General features: G+C 43.7%; 15 protein-coding genes and 1 pseudogene. 8 read left to right on the top strand and 8 right to left on the bottom strand.

Features of this window, described 5'->3' with window-relative positions; translation table 11 throughout:
* Nucleotides 1-48 precede the first annotated feature (48 nt).
* The 8 genes and pseudogenes from istA (at nucleotide 49) to ACEN82_RS10975 (ending at nucleotide 8,259) form a co-directional block, all read left to right on the top strand.
* On the top strand, nucleotides 49-1,041 hold the full coding sequence (gene istA, locus ACEN82_RS11010) for an IS21 family transposase (RefSeq protein ID WP_495644121.1): 993 nt from the start codon (nucleotides 49-51) through the stop codon (nucleotides 1,039-1,041).
* Nucleotides 1,038-1,457: a Mu transposase domain-containing protein gene (locus tag ACEN82_RS11005; RefSeq protein WP_495644120.1), complete on the top strand. Its 420-nt coding sequence runs from the start codon at nucleotides 1,038-1,040 to the stop codon at nucleotides 1,455-1,457. The genes istA and ACEN82_RS11005 overlap by 4 nt, the downstream gene beginning before the upstream one ends.
* A complete protein-coding gene (locus ACEN82_RS11000) occupies nucleotides 1,450-1,578 on the top strand; it encodes a hypothetical protein (protein ID WP_495644042.1) in 129 nt (42 codons plus the stop codon). Before ACEN82_RS11005 ends, ACEN82_RS11000 begins: the two co-directional genes overlap by 8 nt.
* A 20-nt stretch (nucleotides 1,579-1,598) precedes the next feature.
* Nucleotides 1,599-2,347, top strand: a pseudogene (istB, locus tag ACEN82_RS10995) (IS21-like element helper ATPase IstB).
* 198 nt (nucleotides 2,348-2,545) lie between these two features.
* Nucleotides 2,546-3,775 carry a hypothetical protein gene (locus ACEN82_RS10990; RefSeq protein WP_413322650.1) on the top strand — a complete coding sequence of 410 codons (1,230 nt, stop codon included), beginning with the start codon at nucleotides 2,546-2,548 and terminating at the stop codon, nucleotides 3,773-3,775.
* A 49-nt stretch (nucleotides 3,776-3,824) separates the two neighbouring features.
* The gene (locus tag ACEN82_RS10985) at nucleotides 3,825-4,742 is read left to right on the top strand and encodes a hypothetical protein (protein WP_413322651.1); all 918 of its coding nucleotides are present in this window, start codon (nucleotides 3,825-3,827) and stop codon (nucleotides 4,740-4,742) included.
* Between the two features lie 65 nt (nucleotides 4,743-4,807).
* Entirely contained in the window at nucleotides 4,808-5,263 is a 456-nt protein-coding gene (locus tag ACEN82_RS10980) for a hypothetical protein (RefSeq protein WP_413322652.1), read from the top strand.
* A gap of 137 nt (nucleotides 5,264-5,400) precedes the next feature.
* Entirely contained in the window at nucleotides 5,401-8,259 is a 2,859-nt protein-coding gene (locus ACEN82_RS10975; protein ID WP_413322653.1) for a M16 family metallopeptidase, read from the top strand.
* 394 nt (nucleotides 8,260-8,653) lie between these two features.
* Here ACEN82_RS10975 and ACEN82_RS10970 read toward each other — a convergent pair whose 3' ends face one another.
* From ACEN82_RS10970 to ACEN82_RS10935, 8 genes are all read right to left on the bottom strand, one after another.
* Nucleotides 8,654-9,646: a helix-turn-helix transcriptional regulator gene (locus ACEN82_RS10970; RefSeq protein ID WP_413322654.1), complete on the bottom strand. Its 993-nt coding sequence runs from the start codon at nucleotides 9,644-9,646 to the stop codon at nucleotides 8,654-8,656.
* A gap of 38 nt (nucleotides 9,647-9,684) precedes the next feature.
* Nucleotides 9,685-10,947 carry a S41 family peptidase gene (locus ACEN82_RS10965; protein WP_413322655.1) on the bottom strand — a complete coding sequence of 421 codons (1,263 nt, stop codon included), beginning with the start codon at nucleotides 10,945-10,947 and terminating at the stop codon, nucleotides 9,685-9,687.
* Between the two features lie 34 nt (nucleotides 10,948-10,981).
* Entirely contained in the window at nucleotides 10,982-11,962 is a 981-nt protein-coding gene (locus ACEN82_RS10960; protein WP_413322656.1) for an SGBP N-terminal domain-containing protein, read from the bottom strand.
* A gap of 73 nt (nucleotides 11,963-12,035) precedes the next feature.
* Complete coding sequence (locus tag ACEN82_RS10955; RefSeq protein ID WP_413322657.1) at nucleotides 12,036-12,638, bottom strand: hypothetical protein; 603 nt, start codon at nucleotides 12,636-12,638, stop codon at nucleotides 12,036-12,038.
* Nucleotides 12,639-12,859: 221 nt separating this feature from the next.
* A complete protein-coding gene (locus tag ACEN82_RS10950; RefSeq protein ID WP_413322658.1) occupies nucleotides 12,860-13,816 on the bottom strand; it encodes a hypothetical protein in 957 nt (318 codons plus the stop codon).
* A gap of 10 nt (nucleotides 13,817-13,826) precedes the next feature.
* On the bottom strand, nucleotides 13,827-14,621 hold the full coding sequence (locus tag ACEN82_RS10945; protein WP_413322659.1) for an HmuY family protein: 795 nt from the start codon (nucleotides 14,619-14,621) through the stop codon (nucleotides 13,827-13,829).
* Nucleotides 14,622-14,637: 16 nt separating this feature from the next.
* A complete protein-coding gene (locus ACEN82_RS10940; RefSeq protein ID WP_413322660.1) occupies nucleotides 14,638-15,309 on the bottom strand; it encodes an HmuY family protein in 672 nt (223 codons plus the stop codon).
* Nucleotides 15,310-15,314: 5 nt separating this feature from the next.
* Nucleotides 15,315-17,672: a TonB-dependent receptor gene (locus ACEN82_RS10935; RefSeq protein WP_413322661.1), complete on the bottom strand. Its 2,358-nt coding sequence runs from the start codon at nucleotides 17,670-17,672 to the stop codon at nucleotides 15,315-15,317.
* Nucleotides 17,673-17,769: the final 97 nt, after the last annotated feature.

Below are 17,769 nucleotides of genomic sequence, written 5' to 3'. Positions count from 1 at the left end.
TTTGAGGGCAAAGACACCTTCCTAAGCATGGCCAACTTAACAATCAGCATGAGTAAGATCAGAAAGATACTAAGGATGTACAGCCAGCAGCGGCCATTAATGACCATCGCTGCCCAGGCCGATGCATCGAGAAACACGGTAAAAAAGTATGTAGCAGCCTTTAAAGCAACCGGCTTTACCTTTGATGAGGTTAACGCGTTGAATGACCAGGAACTGGAAGATTTGTTCGGAAAGTCCAAAGAACACCCGCCTAACGCGCGTATGCAGTCCATGCTACGCTGCTTTCCTCACGTGGATAAAGAGCTGAAAAAGACCGGCATGAACCGGCAAATACTATGGGAGGCTTATTACAAAGAGTTTCCTGATGGCTATCTGTACAGCCAGTTTTGCTTTTATTATAACCAGTGGAAGGCCAGGGTTAACCCGACTATGCACATGGATCATAAGGCTGGGGATAAGCTATACGTCGATTTTGCGGGTGAAAAGATGAGTATCACCGATAAGGATACCGGGGAGATCACACCTGTAGAGGTTTTTGTAGCTATTTTGGGCGCAAGCCAGTTAACCTATGTTGAGGCTGTAATGAGCCAGCAGAAGGAAGACTTTATTGCGGCCTGCGAGAACACCCTGCACTTTATCGGCGGCGTCCCTGCCGCCATTGTACCAGATAACCTGAAGGCCGCCGTAACCAAAAGCAGCCGCTACGAACCCACCCTGAACGAAACATTTGAGGACTTTGCAGATCATTACGGAACGACTGTATTACCAGCTCGGGCATACCGCCCTCGTGATAAAGCATTGGTAGAAGGTGCGGTAAAGATTATTTATACCAAGATATACGCACCATTAAACAAACAGGTGTATCATTCTTTAACGGAGCTTAATGCAGCAATCTGGCAGACCCTTGAAGTTCATAACACCCAGATGCTCAAAGGCCGTAACTACAGCCGCAGGTTACAGTTTGAGGAGATCGAACGCAGTGCGCTTGCTCCATTACCCGCCCTGCGTTACCAGTTCAAGAAGCAATTGCAGTACGGGTGATCAAGAACGGCCATGTTAACCTCGGCCCTGACAAGCATTATTACAGTGTGCCTTACCGCTTTATTGGCAAGCGGGTCAAGTTATTATACTCCCGCACGACGGTAGAAGTGTACTATAACTATGAGCGCATCGCCCTGCATAAGCGCAATAAAAACCCCTATGGCTATACTACGGATAAGGAGCACATGGCCAGTACTCACCGCTTTAAAAGCGACTGGACGCCGGATATGTTCCTGGATTGGGCAGCCTCCATCCACGAGGATGTAAGGCTGTATATCCTTCAAATACTGGAGCGCAAGCAGCACCCGGAACAGGCTTATAAGTCTTGCTCATGGGGTGCTTGGCTTTGCAAAAAAAGCCGGGAACGAAAGGCTGACCATTGCCTGCCAGCGAGCATTGAGCTACGGTGTGTATAACTATAAAACGATACAAACCATACTGGAAAACAAGATGGACAACTACGAGGAAAGCTTATTTGCCGATGAGCTGCCGATGCCAGATCATGGCAATATCCGGGGAGAAGACTATTACAAATAACTATTTAAAACAACAATAACATGAACACAAGCACCTTAGACAAACTGCGGAAGATGAAGTTCTTCGGCATGTTCCATGCCTTTAAAAGCAGCATGGAAACCGGTAAAACAAATGATTACACAGCAGACGAACTGCTGGCACACCTATAGTAGAAGCCGAGTGGGACGACCGTCAGAACAGGCGTATTGATCGTACCATCCAGTATGCCAAGTTCCGCTATAAAGCTGCTATAGAGGATGTTCATTACCATGCAGATCGGACAATCGACCGTAATCAGATCATGCGTTTGGCAGACTGTACGTTTATTGATCGCTTTGAGAACCTACTGATAACCGGCAGTACCGGTATCGGTAAAAGCTATGTGGCTTCTGCTATCGGCCACCAGGCCTGCATATTGGGCTACCGGGTACTATATACCAGCACGCCCAAGCTATTCGCTAAACTGAAGATGGCAAAGGCGGACGGTTCCTATATCAAGGAGCTGGCTAAGCTGGAAAGAACACAAGTGCTTATACTGGATGACTTTGGGATACAGCCTTTTGATGCACAGAGCAGAGCCGCATTAATGGAGATCATAGAGGACCGGCATGGCAAGACTTCTCTGATCATTACCTCACAGTTGCCGGTCAGTAAATGGTTCGAGGTGATCGGTGAAAAAACGATTGCTGATGCTATACTTGACCGGATCGTTCATGATGCACACCGCATCGAGTTAAAAGGGGAATCTATGAGAAAAAAACGCAGTATCGAACCGGTAAACAGCCTCTAATGAAATTGCCTTTTAAATAACTATTTTTGTACACGCTTTTACAGCGTTTGCTGCAACTCAAAAGTCAGCTAACCCAGTGGTCAATTTGGCCCGGAACAGGGTGGTCAACATCTCCATAACTTACAATAACCACTGATCGTCAGGGCATGCTCATTATTGAAAATGAAGGAATACTGTCCTTATTAACAGAAAAATAACATGAAAAACGATATAACTAAAGCTTTTTCTCCAGGAAAAAGTCTATTCCTTTCACATTGGATAAAGTTGGTCCCCCTGACTGGTATCCTGCTCATTTTAGCTATCCCTTCCTTTGCTCAAAAGGGGCTAAGCCGCGTGGAAGCAGAAAAACTTGCAGGAAAAGAATGGACGATAGAAATAAATAAATTACGTCCGGCAGCGGAGAAGGTGTGGTCGGAAGGAGTTATCCGCTTTGGAAAATATACCATGCCTATCGCCTACAGGGCTTTTGGTGAAAAACCAGTGGACGGGCACAGCCTCTATATATCTCTTCATGGTGGTGGCAATGCTCCTCCGCAGGTCAATGATCAGCAATGGGAAAACCAGCGGACACTATATCCGATAAAAGAAGGGTTTTGTATCGTGCCAAGGGCCCCCACGAATACCTGGAATTTATGGCACGAGGACCATATCGACAATTTGCTGGATTCATTAATCCGCTACGCTGTCATCCTGGAAGATGTCAATCCAAATAAAGTCTACATCCTGGGATACTCTGCAGGTGGTGACGGGGTATTTCAACTCGCTCCGCGTATGGCTGACCGTTTTGCCGCCGCTTCCATGATGGCCGGCCACCCCGGAGACGCCAATGCACTTAATCTCCGGAACCTGCCATTTGCCATATACATGGGCGGCAGAGACACGGCTTACAGCCGAAATACCCTGGCCATCGCTTTTAATCAAAAATTAGACAGCCTGCAGAGGCTCGACCCCAAAGGATTTATCCACGATTTTCATCTATATGCAGATAAGGCGCACTGGATGGACCGGCTCGATACGATCGCGATACCATGGATGGCATCTTATAAAAGAAATCCTTTTCCAGGCAAGGTTATTTGGGTAGAAGACAATAGGGTTCAGCACCGCTTTTACTGGCTGTCTGCACCAAACGACGCCCAGGTCAAAGGCGCCACGGCAGAGGTCAGTATCGTTGGTAACGAAATACGTGTCAGCAAAAATACTTTTAGCGAACTCAACATCAATCTTAATGACCATCTTCTTAATCTGGATAATCCGGTTTCAGTGACCATGGATGGTGTGGTATTGTTTCGAAAAAAGCTGGAAAGAAGTTTGGGAACGATCAAAAAGACAGTCCTCGAGTATCAGGATCCTACGATGGTATTTTTCGTAAAGCTTATCCTGAAAGGAAAAAGCGTCAGGATTGCCAAGTTTAAAGGTAGCTCGTTGTAGCAGGTACATAAAGAGGCTTAAAAATAATTTATCCCAAAGAATCAATCACATGAAAACATCAGGTAAGTTAATGCTGCCTCTACTCTGCTGTTCAGCTTTAATAGTTGGCTGCAAAAGAAAAGATAAAAATATCAATGTGGATAAAACGATAAAACGTAACGGCATTAGTACAACATTGACCAAGGAAGAACATTTAAAATTGACTGCGTTTCTTATGAGTAGTGCTGTAATTGATTCAGCTGGTTTTACAAACAAGATCAATGAAATAAAAAGTGAAAGCAGTCAGCAAAATAAATCTTCGATTGCAAATAACTCATCAAGCATCGACACCAATGGTACTGGCTATGAAGAGCAAAACTTTGGCAGTTTTACAACTTTATTTACCTACAACATAAACCAGGGTGACGCAGACTACCGCAATGTTGCAGGTGCCTCAGCCACTGCTACAACATTACGAAAGGGCTTCCGGGCAGTTAATGAAAGTTACTTGACATTTGCGGTTAGGGAAAACAGGATAAAAACGGTCATTCCATTTGTTGCTGTGATCGATAAAAATGCATTGAATGACCGAGGCCATTTAGTTAAAATTGCTGAACAGGTTGGAGCACTGCCCCATTTAGTCCCTGATGGACCTCATTGGGGTACCTTTTCTTCAGTCGGACCGACATGGCTACAGTCAGTTCATACACAGGGGAATACGACTATGGTGAATGTTGTCGCTATGGGAAGTGAAATACGCAAAAGAGTCGTGTCTTCTACAGGAGAGGTAAAAATCCTTTCTGATGCTGATGCAACCAGGTATAAAGCTGGAACAGCATTAGACAACGTTTATAATAATTATACTCTGTCAGGTATAATAAGAGTCACCTACAATGGTGCTGGCTTTATGAGAAGTTCAGATGATACACCGCGCTTTACCTGTTTCAGTACTCTAAAATGTAAACAAGATGGCATTTTGAGGACCTAGAATATGAACTTTTCAAGCAAGTATTTCAGGATTTTGTTAGTTCCCTTATTAACTGTCTTCTCAGCATGTGCATCGAAAAAGAATGTCGACAGTGGTGGATATCGTTATGTATCGATGGAAAAATTCCCAGAGGGAAAACGGGTGACCTTATAGGAAAAGCATTTTGGGATAAATATCATCATATTTCCGGGTCGATAACGGATTCATTTTATGTGTATGGTAATTTTGACAGTATTCGTTTTCAAGCTCCAAGTTCGCCTTCAAGGACGTTCAGAAAAACAGATATCCGGGCTGAGTCCTGGAAAGCCAAACCCAGCTACGGAAACCTGAATTTTGTTGGCAACTTTACGGCAGATCACCTTCCCGGAGCATATGTAAGTTATTATTTTTCAAAAGATAGACGATATATATTACAGGCACTCTATACTAACCCCGGAATGTTTTTTGACGCGATACTATTTCACAAAGACAGCGTGAACATTTTGAAAGTGAAAGGAATCATTATTGAGCCTGACTATTAACAGCCGGAAGCGGAGGAGGCAAGACTCAAATGAGAAGTTAATTATTGTCCAGTTTGAGCATTCAGCTGATAGTCAGTTACAACAAACCACCTATACCAATTGCATAGAAAAACATTTTTTTTCAAATACCCTAATAAATGAAACAACTATTTAATAACCGTCAACGGCTGGTTGCAGCTGCCGGCGTGCTAATCTTTGGCCTCTGTACTAACAAGGTTTACAGTCAGTTAATTACCCATGTCACCAAAACGCATTCAAAAGATGGAGTCCTGCCCCTCGACCCCAGGGTGAGGACCGGTAAATTGGCCAATGGCTTTACTTATTATATCCGTCATAACGAAGACCCCAAGAATAGAGTAGTATTCTATCTGGCCAATAAAGTGGGGTCTATTCTTGAGCGCAATGAACAGCAAGGCCTGGCGCATTTCCTTGAACACATGAACTTTAATGGCACCAAGCATTTTCCAAAAAGTGACCTGGTTAACTATCTTCAAAAAACAGGTGTACGTTTTGGCGCCGATCTGAATGCCTATACCTCATTTGACGAAACAGTGTACCAGTTACCCTTACCGTCTGATGACCCCGGGATTCTGGCTCAAGGTATACAGATTATGCGGGATTGGGCACAGGAGGCCACGCTTGATCCGGAAGAGATCAATAAAGAACGAGGTGTGGTTTTGGAGGAGAAACGCCTGGGTAAGGGAGCCCAGGACCGGATGCAGCGTCAATATTGGCCGGTTATGCTTAATCATTCCCGGTACGCAACCCGCATGCCGATCGGTACAGATTCGGTACTTACACGGTTTAAGCCCGAAACTATCAGATCTTTTTATAGGGACTGGTACCGGCCCGATTTACAGGCGCTGATTATAGTTGGCGATATTGATGTGAACGAGATGGAAAAGAGCATCCTGAAAAAGTTCAGCGACCTGAAAAACCCAAAAAACGAAAAATCAAGAACGCAGTACACCATTCCGCTTTCCGGTAAAAATCAGTTTTTAACGGTAACTGATCAGGAAATGACATCAACCGTATTGCAAATCATCATTAAGCATCCTGGCCATGCACTGAAAACCGCTGGTGATTTTCGCCAATCCATCATCAGGGAACTATTCAACTTTATGATGAATGAGCGTATTACTGAATTGCAGCGCCAGGCTAATCCGCCATTTATAAGCGGTGGAGCGGGGATAGGCGAACTTTTAGGAGGGATCGATCAGTTTTCGGTTTTTGTAAATGCGAACCCAGGTCAATTGGAAAAAGGGCTTAAGGCTATTTGGAGGGAAACCGACCGGATAAAAAAATTAGGTTTTACCCCAACAGAGCTGGCCCGGGCTAAGCAAAACTATCTGAATAAAATGGAAGCCGGCGTCAAGGAAAGTAAAAAAGTAAATTCAGACAGTTACGTTAATGAATATCTTCAATATTTCTTAAAAGGAACCGCATCCCCGGGTATACAATTTGAATACACCTTGCTCAAAAAATCTTTACCGGGAATAAATTTAAGCGACCTGAATAATCTGGCACGGGGCCAAATTAAAACAAATGACAGGGATATATTTATAATGGCTCCGGATAAGGACAAAGCCATTCTGCCTGATGAAAAAACGGTGCTGACCTGGATGAGCCAGGTTGAACAGGAAAAGCAATCGCAGTACCAAAATATTGTAAATCAAAAACCTTTACTTATAACTAAACCAAAGAGTGGCCGTATTATCAGTGTATCTACCGATAGTTTATTGAATATTACTACTGTTCAATTTGCTAACCATGTCAAAGTTATTCTCAAACCAACTAATTTCAAAGACAATCAGATTTTGTTCAGTGGTTCTACTCCCGGTGGATCCTCCCTATATAGGGATAGCGATTATGAATCAGCATCTAATGCGGCCGGCATAATATCATCCTTCGGCGCAGGTAATTATAATCCCATTCAATTGAATAACTATTTGTCGGGCAAACAAATTGGAGTACACATGCAAATGTCAGAACGCGCAACAGGCGTTAGCGGGTCCTCAGTCCCCGCTGAATTAGAAAACGCTCTGGAGCTATTGTATGCATACTATACCCAACCAAGAAAAGATAAAGACCTGTTTGCCGGATTGATTGCCAAGTCGAAAGCCAGCCTCGAAAACCGGGCTAACTCATCGGTCAATGTTTTTCAGGATACGATTTATGCAGTATTAGGTAACCACAATATCCGAAGAAGCGGTCCCAGTATATCAAAAATTGACCAGATAAGCCTGGATAGAGCTTTCGATATATATAAGGAGCGCTTTGGAAATGCCTCTGGCAGTACATTTACTTTTGTCGGCAATTTTGATGTAAAGACCATACAACCTTTGCTGTTAAAATATATTGGCAGCTTGCCCGCATTGGATTCCGTAATGCCTGCCAGGGATTTAGATATCAACATCCCGGAAGGGAACTACGAAAAGAAGGTTTTTAAAGGTACGGAAGATAAAGCAACTGTGTTATTGGTCTGGTCCGGCAAATTCAAATACAGCCAGTCGAACCTGTATACAATGGACGCCCTCAAGGAAGTGCTTACCATACGTTTGCTGGAACGGTTGCGGGAAGAAGAAAGCGGCGTATATACACCGAGCGCATCTGTAAATGTCAGCAAATTACCTCAGGAACGCTTTTCCTTAATTGTGAATTTTGGCTGTGCACCATCAAATGTGGATAAATTAATCGTCTCTACACTTGATGAGGTAGCGAAATTGATAAGATCCGGGCCGGAACCAGTGAACGTCAATAAATGGCGTGCCGAAGCCCTGCGATCACAGGAAACTGAAGTAAAAACCAATGAATGGTGGCTTGGCTATATATCTGACAAGGTACAAAATGAAGAGCACCTGGAGGATCCCCGCATTTATACAGGATTAATAAACACCGTAAAGCCAACGGATATTAAAAACCTTGCCGTTAAGTATTTAAACGGTGAAAATTTTATCAAACTCATCCTGTTGCCCGAAAGTAGCAAGCTTCAATAAAACCTCAAAAATGATTCGCTCATCGTTCTTTATCGTTTCCTCATATCGTTAAATGAGATCAGTTAAGTTAAATGTCTTTTTTGAGCAATAAAGACAAGCGCTGCAAGCAGCGATAACTATCAAGATTGGACCTGATGCATGATGTATGCGACCATCATCTTACGCTTTGCGTACCTGACGCCGTAAGCCTTTGCATCAGGGCCCAATTCTTGGGAATGACGGCCATTAGTCCGAAGGGGGGCACTATTTTATGACTCATAAATGTCTTTTGGGATAGCGTTTTCGGGATTGAATTCATCGTATGTTGTAACAAGCTATTTCCGGATGAGGCCAACTGTAAACCTATACTCTCCTTATCCATCGCTCAACCCAGGCGAAGTGAAAATATCAGTTTTTAAACAGTTAGTTTCACCTCACTTGGCAAAATACCATAATACTTTTTGAAAGCGCTCGTAAGGTGGGCCTGGTGCTTAAAACCTATCGCATGGGCTGCTTCACCGACACTTTTATGCTCATAAAGTATCATTTTTTTTGCAGCTTCCATTCTCAGCCTGGTAATATATCCATAAACGGTTGTACCGTAATAAGCTTTGAAGCCTTGTTTTAATTTAAACTCGTTTAAACTTATTAATCTGGAGAGTTTCCTGATAGTTGGTGGATTTACATAGTCCCTGTCAAGTAATGCCTTTGCCTGGTAAAGTTTATCAAGATCATCTGTTTTTATCAATGTTCTCTCCACGTCATCGCTGTTAACCTGCATTTGCTCCAACTGCAGCATCAGCAGTTCGAGTACTTTCGATTCTGTATAAAACTTTTTTAATTCGCCTGTTTTTTTGCACTCGCAAATATCATTGATTACGCGTTTCATTTCCATCGTCACGGCAAGGTCCTGTGCAGCGAGCGATGTATATTTACCCTCGAGGATAGCTGATACGAATGCAGAATGGATCAAAGCATGACGATCGATTAAATGAAAGTAATATTCTTTGGAAAGCACTATCAGGAAATAATTATATTCTACATCAGGTACAACCTCATAATTGCCTTTTGAAGAAGGAATATAGCGGATGTTATGGCGATTATTTCCATAAATATTTTTTTTGGGGAGTTTGACAGGATGCGTAGCCGCTTCATAAAAAACAAACTGTGAAGTTACCGTCTCCCCTTCCACTTCTGCAAGTATGCGTACAGGTTCATTAAACTGCATGCTGGAATGAAGCAAAAACAGTCCGCCTGCACTTAACTGATAATAGAACAATTTCTTTACAGATTTCCTTTTGATAGAGATATGCTTTTCAGATAGTTGCGAACCCGGAGAATAAGTATCGGGTAGGTCCTCCATAAACAGCCATTCGTCAAAACCTTCTATTTTTGATTTGATCCTCATACAATTTATTAAGCTTTTAAAGCACGCAACCTTGATTGCTAGTTAGTTTTTAGTTTTAGTCTGTTCTCGATCATGCTATTCCGAACCAATGAAATACTCGAAGATGCCCGTTTATGGGAAATATTAGCCTGAACTGTTTTCTTGTTGGCTGTATTTAGCCCCAAAGAACCATTGATCAACTTTAATACATTGCTTAAACAAGCCTCCGCCGGGTCTCCAAGTACCGGATCATCCTGTTCTGCTATGGATACATCAGCCGGGATCCCCTGGAAATAATCGGACCAGCCCTGGGCATTGCGGATCAGGAAACTTGATAGATACAGGCTATATACATCTATAGTTACCGGAAAAAAACCCACTGGTTTCCCAAAGGTGTTTTCACCTACCAGTTTAATATTAAAGTAAGGTTTCAAACAACTGATCAATAATTCACTCGCAGAAGCTGTGCGGGATGAGGTAATAAAGTAAATGTCTTTTACCGATCGCAGGGGCCCTTTCTTACTAAAATAATGTGTGTTAGCGCGCTCTGTGTAATCCACATCTGCCATTGTCGCTTGCCGGCCCTTGTAGGTAACCGGTTTACCCTTTGCATCCAGATAGGGCTGATTCTTTAGGATAGTTGCCTGCCCATTCTGAAGCACGGAGTTATACTGTTCGGAAAACATAACCTTTCCGTTTAATGCCTGGGGTGCAACCAGGTTGGCAACATATTCCACAGTTTCTACAAAACCGCCCCCGTTTGATCGCAGATCGATTATCAGCTGTTGCGGGCTTACTGCTGCAAATTTTAAAAAAGCCTTATCAAGCACTGTCTGGCAGGTGCTTAATTCGGGGAACGAACCTAAAGCAACATAGGCGACCGGGTTATTATTGTTTATGATAATGGTATCCTTAAGCAACGCCGGCAATGATGGTGAGCCGACAGCCGCAAGACTCCCCGTTTCGCTTTTTTCAGTAAGAAAGGAGTACTTTGGTGTCCCCGGACTAACACCTGCTTCGTAAGCCATGGATGTTTGGGGGTTTATTTTCAATTGCGTAATGTCAAACAATTCTCCGTCAAACGCATTTACAGCGTCGGAGCCTGTTGCATATCCACGCGGGTTAAAAGCCGTGTAAGTTGGGATTACATCGTTCCAGAGATAGATCTGCCGGGCATATAAGAATATAGAATCAAGCGTAAATTGTTCCCGGGTACCCGTAGTTGGGGAAATGGGCATATCTGCCGGTATTTCAGCTGCTTTTTTACATGCCGAAATTCCTATTGCTATGCCAATAAGAACGATGATACCTGATTTACGCATTGATATTCTGTTTAGTTAATATTTATTTCCTGAGTTATTTGTTGATCAATGTTGGTTTATCCGGATCCAAGTCAAATGCAAATTGATCGCCATCATAAGTCACCTGGAGATTGCTCAGGCTTCCGGTAATAATGTCTTGCGGCAAGTGGAATGTCAACGTATTATCTGTCCGGCTGGATAAAGCAATATTATATTTTACATCCTGCGAACCATTTTCAGGCGTAACGAAAAGTGTTATGGCCATCGTTTTCGGATAATATTTTTTTAACGCGGCAACAGTGCTGTAGCTGATACTCAATTGGTCACCCGCCTTCAGCGTTTTTCCTTCCTCATTAAAAACAAAGCCTTTAAAAACATCGTAAATATTGGGTGCGGCTATGTGAATGGGACCTTTAGTTACGGTGTTCTTTCCGCTTATCATACGTAGTTTATAATATCCGGTGTCGATCGTCCCGTCGCCAGGAATTTGTGACAGAATCGCTGTCGAATTGAAAACAAATGAGCCATCATTGGCCAATGGCAGTGAGAATTTTTTGTCGCCTGCATTTACGAGGTATAAATGCGTCTGGCTGGTATCTGCTACAAAATATTGTCCCTTGATAATAATGTAACCGGCTATCTGCAAAAAGTCAGGACTGCCTACTTCAAAAACCGGCGCAGGAAGATTAATCATGGGGTAAAGTTTATAAGTTTTTTTACTGCCATCCTGCGCGGTTACCGTGTAAACGGTACTGGTTGAAAATGAAACCGGTGCCCCGGAAGCCGGGCTGATGCCAGCCCCTTCAGAAATTGTAATTTTAGGTGCTATACTGGCAGGGGTATTTTTAAAAGGCGGCCAGTAAAGCAATATACTGTCGCCAATAATTGCTGCTTTAAGCGGGCTGCCTGCGGAATCGGTGACAGTAAAGCTCTCGATAGCATGGTATGGCGTTTTTAGATACTCTTTCTTGCAGGAAGCCACAAAAATCGCTACACCTAAAAGGATAACAGGAAAGAAGAGTTTGATTTTTTTCATTTTTTTAAATTTAAAACAGCCCGGAGCTGATCATGCTACCGGACTGCTTTCCTTAAGGAATTGTTTTAGCGGATTAGTTTACAATGCCACTCTGAAAAGTATAAACCGCCCTGTTGCTGGTCGCACCTCCCTGTCCGGCTATGGCAGTAGCTTTAAAGGCATAAGTGTTGGTACCATCGTTTACAAATAATACCATATTAGTAACCGGACTTGCCACGTGGGTTGTTGAATTATAGTTCCACCATCCATTAGGAGTTGATGTTGTACTTGTATTCTGACCCCATGAAGTTACGGTAGTTGCGGTTGCATAATTGGCGGCGGAAATGCTTCCTAACGCAGTCGTAGTTACCAGGTATTTAAAGGTATATCCTGATTTTGGCGAGATAGTGCCGTTATTGGTGCCGGTAAACCTCAGGTTGTAGGCAACTGTACCAACCGAATCCTGTGCCCCGGTGTAAATATTTACATACCTGGTTCCGAATGCTGCAGGGCCGAGGGCAGGATTGCCGTAATTGCCGTTAATTACCCTGGTATTGATTGGGTTTACCACTGCTTTTTCGTTTTGTACAGCCAATGGTGATGGGTTATTGTTTTCCTTTTGGCAAGATGAAAAGATGAGTGATACCGCTGCTAAGGCGATGATTGATTTACTGATGTTTTTAATGAATAAAGTCATGGTATTTGTAATAAATTATAAATGTTTCCTACACGTAAATCTGATGCTCCGCCCCGATCGATTATTCTTTTGGCGCCTTACAGAAACAGGATCCGGCTTTAGCATTGCTGACTGGCACCCGGGCATTACGTGTACCTACTGCCCGGCAGTCAGTTTTTTTTATATCTCGCGGCTTCATCGACCGGTCAAAATATTTTGTTTTTCTGTTTAATTAGTTTCAGTTAAAGTTTAGTGACTATTAAATGCGCTGCAGTAATCACAGGGGCCCACTTACCAAATTGAAAACTGAACTGTACCGTTCCCCAGTCACCCGTAGGCACTTCTGTTGGAATTGTAATTACAGCCTGTTTCCTGTCATAACTTTTAACAGGCAGATTGAAGGTTTTACCATTGATGACGGCCGTTACAGAACTCAGGTTGATGAAATAATTATTTGCCAGAAAGGTGGTGGTACCGCCTTGTGCTACAGTCCGGGTATCCCATGAGGGACCGATATCCGGTACGTTATAATATACCTGCAGCGGTTTTGCCAGCTTCACACTATGGCCAAGAAAGTCAATTTGCACATCGTAATGACCACTGTCAGCATCTGCCGGTATCCTTGAGTTAAAGAAATAAGCATCGCCAAACTGGTATCCGTCTGTACCGATCTGAGCGGTGGAGAGATCCGGAACCAATTCTTTTTTAGTGATCTGCTCAACGAGTTTTACTTTCAATGTAGCCGTGCTGGTGCTGAGAAAATTGCCAACTATGTCAGGGATAAATGAGCCCGGCTCGGTCATCGGTAAACCGTCGAACCAGTTTAAGGTGAGATCAGGGGTATTTTGCTGGACAATCGCTAATTTATAAGTCCGGATGCTGCCGTCAATTCCCTTTACCGAGTAGGTTTGTGTCTGGTCATTGATATCAACGGGGCGCTCTGCGGTCATCAGCGTAGCGGTTGCATCCACAGCTATTTGGGGCTGTATAACGGACATTGCGTAATAATAGGGCACATAAACCGTAATGGTATTCTCCGTATTATCAACCGTGCCATAAATCAGGGTGTCCTGTAAATTAACCACCTTATATTCAGTAATCCTGTTTTGTACTAAATGCGGGTAATCGACGGATTTTTTACAGGAGATAAACCCTGTAAGCAATATAAGTGCGAGCAGGTAAAAGTATCTGATTGTCATTGATTTACTTTTATTTGATTTCAAACTTGGTGCTTCCCGCAGGTACAATCACATATTCAAAAGTGAAATACATGTGCGGGGTGTTCGTGAACATTTTATCCGGCGTAAATACGTCTTTATAACAGCTGATCATTTTGATCTTAGCGAAATCTCCCGCAGCAGTTTTTACGATAATTGTACGTGCAGGCAGTGTGGTGCCATTGGCGAGTTTAAGCGGGTTCCCCAGTGCGTAGGCTACGTGTACCCTGGTATCGCTGCCATCACCTACCGTAGTTCCGCCAAAGTCATAGAGATACCAGCCGGTTCCCTGTCCGAAAGCTCCGGCATCGTCCGTTCCTATCAAACCTTTACCTGTTTTAAATTCATTATCAGCAGGTATGGCTGTTACTTCATCAAACGTTTTTTGCAGTACGGTTATCCCACCCTTACCCGGCCCCTGGTATCCGGTGTTTGTGGCATCAGCATTGTTATTGCCACCCAGGAAACTGTTGTATAAGCCGCTTAATGATATGTCCCAAAAGCTGGTTTTGGCATAGGTGGCCGGTTGTTCTTTCTTATAATCAAGACTGAACAGGATTTCCGTTTTAGGTGTAGTAGGGTTCTGGTCATCTGTTTGCGCAGCCAGGTTTTCTACCCGCTGCAGCTTATAATAAGGAACTTTGTCGGCATCTCTCGAAAGTGTTTCAGGCGTTGGGTCGGGGTCAACTGCATCCTTTTTGTAGCAGGCTGAAAAGCTAAGTACAACAAAACATAGTATGGCAATGCAGCCGGTAGCACGTTTTTGAAATAAGGATATTATTTGCATGATTATTTGATATTGATTAATTTTGGGTTGATAAATTCCGGCTGCCATCTTGCTGCACATAATAGCGGAAGGTAAAGTATGGCGAAGGCCAGTTCAGGTCTGTCACTACTGCAGGGGCGCCTTTGTACATGCTCACCAGTTCTAATTTGGCGTATTTACCGGCTGCGGTACGCAAAACAAACGTGCGGTTCTTTACGGGCACGGCTATATGCGTTTTAAGGTCGTAGAAATACCAGCCGCTGCCATTACCGGCATCCCAACCCACGGCTGTTACCCCATTAGTAGTGAACTCAGCATCAGCGGGCGCTTCTTTTACCTGGTCATAAGCCTGGTTTACAATTAGCATCGCGCCCAGGCCAGGCCCTTCAAAACCATAACTGGCCGAATTGCTGCCGCTGTTGATCCCTATATAAGAATTGTATTCGCGTGCGAAAGAAATATCCCAGGCCGCTGTTTTTTTCTGGCTGCTGTCAACCTTAATATTAGTGGCTAAACTGAAATAAAAGGTTTTAAAGCCGGAGTTAATTGTACTCCCAATATCGCCGGGCAGGTCGGTAACAACGGTACTGCTGCCGTCTTGCAATTGCGGTTTTACTTGTTCTTTGGTGCAGGAGCTAAATGCTGCCATTGCCATTGCGGCAATGAGCAGTATGTTATAGCACGGGTGACAGGTTTGTTTTAAATTCATATCAATCAATTATTATTCTTAAAAAAGCGATAGTTAAGGCCAAGCATAATGGTGCGGCCGCTTTGGGCAGGCATCAACTGGTCGCGGTAGTTCAGAAAATTATCGGCAGTTATCTGTACCGATAAATGCTTATCCATCAGTGTTTTTTGAACAGACGCGTTGAGCAGGAAAAAGCCGGAGACGTAAGTATCATAAGGATCAAGAAAGTTATTGGGACGGTTAGCTTCCTGAAAACCGTATTTACCCCGATAATTAACCCTGAATGTTCCGGTGATTCCTTTAGGCTCATACTCATAAGTAAATTTAATGTTGGCCATATGGCGCGACCGGTTATTAAGCCCGAAATAATCGGCAGTGGTTGAACGGCGGGTCTGGCTGGTGTTTGGGTCATAAACCTGTGCGTAATTTCCTGTACCGGACTTTATGGAATCAATAACTCCCCTATCTTTTGCATACAGTAGCTGGTAGCCTGCCGAGATATTTAAACCTTTTGCCGCACGCCAGCTTAAGCCAACATCGGCACCGGTAAGAAAAGCCCTGTCGATATTAAAATAGGAAAATACCTGTTGCCCCCCTTTTTTTGAAGCGACCTGATCGGTATTAATAAAGTTGCGCACATCGTTATAAAACCCGTTTACATCGGCCTTTATATTGGCGCTTAACTGCAGGGTAAAACCGGCGCTGTAAGCTACCGAGCGCTCAGGCTTAAGGGTACTCACCCGGGCGGCATTAGCAAACACCGCCGAAATTTGCCCTGCATCCTGTAACTTCTGAAGTTCTGCAGTAAAAACATCGGTTCCCAATACGGTATATCCGCCGCCTGCCAGATTGGTAAAGTTGAGGTAAAGCTGCCTGAAGTCGGGGGTCTTGAAGCCTGTCGCTATGGCCGCTTTTAAGGTTAAGGCTTTTACCGGCTGATACTTTACACCAAAGCTCGGGTTAAGACTGCTCCCGTAACGGCTGTGATGTTCGCCACGTACCCCGCCTGTGAGGCCCAATTCCTCAGAAAACTTCCAGTCGGCCTGCCCATAAACAAATGCTGTCGACTGGCTTTTGGCCCCGCTGTACAGGTTATTGTTCATGGTTTCATACTGAATACCGGCACCGCCAGTCAGCACCATTGCACTCCAAAAAGTTTGAGCGGCCTGTATCTCGCCACGGTGCAGGTATTGTACAAAATTGTTAGCGGGTATTACATAGCCCTGGGCAACACTGGTAATATTTTGGTCGGTAGCATACCGGGTTAGGTAGTATTGTGTTTTTACACGTAAGCCACTGTTAAAATTGGTATTTAAAATGGCCGATGCATTCAGGTCTTTTTCATTTAACTCATCGCGCGTTGGAGACGTGTTATAGGATATATCATTAACGGAATTTCTTACCGCATATCTGCCGGTAATATTCAGCGCATTCATTTTACTAAGCGTATAACGAGCCCGGCCCTGTATGGTATAGCTGCTATAGGGTGGAGCTGTTTTACCCTCACTCAAATATGGGTTAGCATTAAAACCATCTGTACGGTAATAATTGCCGGAGAGGTATCCAGATCCCTTGCCCTTTGCAAATGGAGTTTCACCCTCGAGGGTGGCATCCAACGTATTAAAGCTACCGTAACGCAAACTGGCCAGACCCTGGCTTTGATTTATATTTTGACGGGTTACAATATTCACCACCCCAGCCAGCGCCTCGCTACCGAATAAACATGACGACGCACCCTTGATAATTTCTATCCTCTCAATATTGGCAACCGTGATCCTGGAAAGATCAAAATTACTGGAGTTCCTGCCGGTCATCGGTTGGCCGTCAATCATGATCATGGTATAGCCACTGTCAAAGCCCTGCAGCTGCACACCCACAGCCCTCGCTCCTGATCCTATATCATTTATTATGGCCAGGCCAGTTTGTTCTTTCAGTACTTCATCAAGCCTGCGACTCCCCATCATTTCTATTTGTTTACGGGTAATTACAGTTGCGGGCATTGGGGTTCTGGTAAGGTCGATAAGGTTATCGTGACTTTCCTGCTTGCCCAATACATTAACTTCCTTCAAATTCTGCGCTGCCGACTTTAAACGGATATTAGAAATATTTACCGGAGTATTGTTAATAGTTACCTTTTGAAAACGTTTTTCGTAACCTATAGCCGATACAATAAGGGTATACTCTCCTGAACTTAATTTGTCTATTACAAAGCGCCCTGCGGTATCTGTTTGTGTCCCCCTTAAATTCTCTTTGATAAGAATACTTGCTGCAATTAAAGGCTCACCCTGTTCATTAAGAATTTGCCCGCGGATATTGTGAAGCGGATTTGCGGAGCACCAGGAAACAAAACAGGTTGTTATAAGCATCAGGTAAAATTTGAACATTGTGATAAATCGTGTCCTTATTTTTAATAAGTCTAAATAAACACAACAAAAGTCGCTTATACAAACGGAAAATCATTTACGCAATCGGGATTATCTT

It is taken from the genome of Mucilaginibacter sp. Mucisp73, from assembly GCF_059491465.1.
This window is presented reverse-complemented; position numbering and strand designations above follow the sequence as displayed.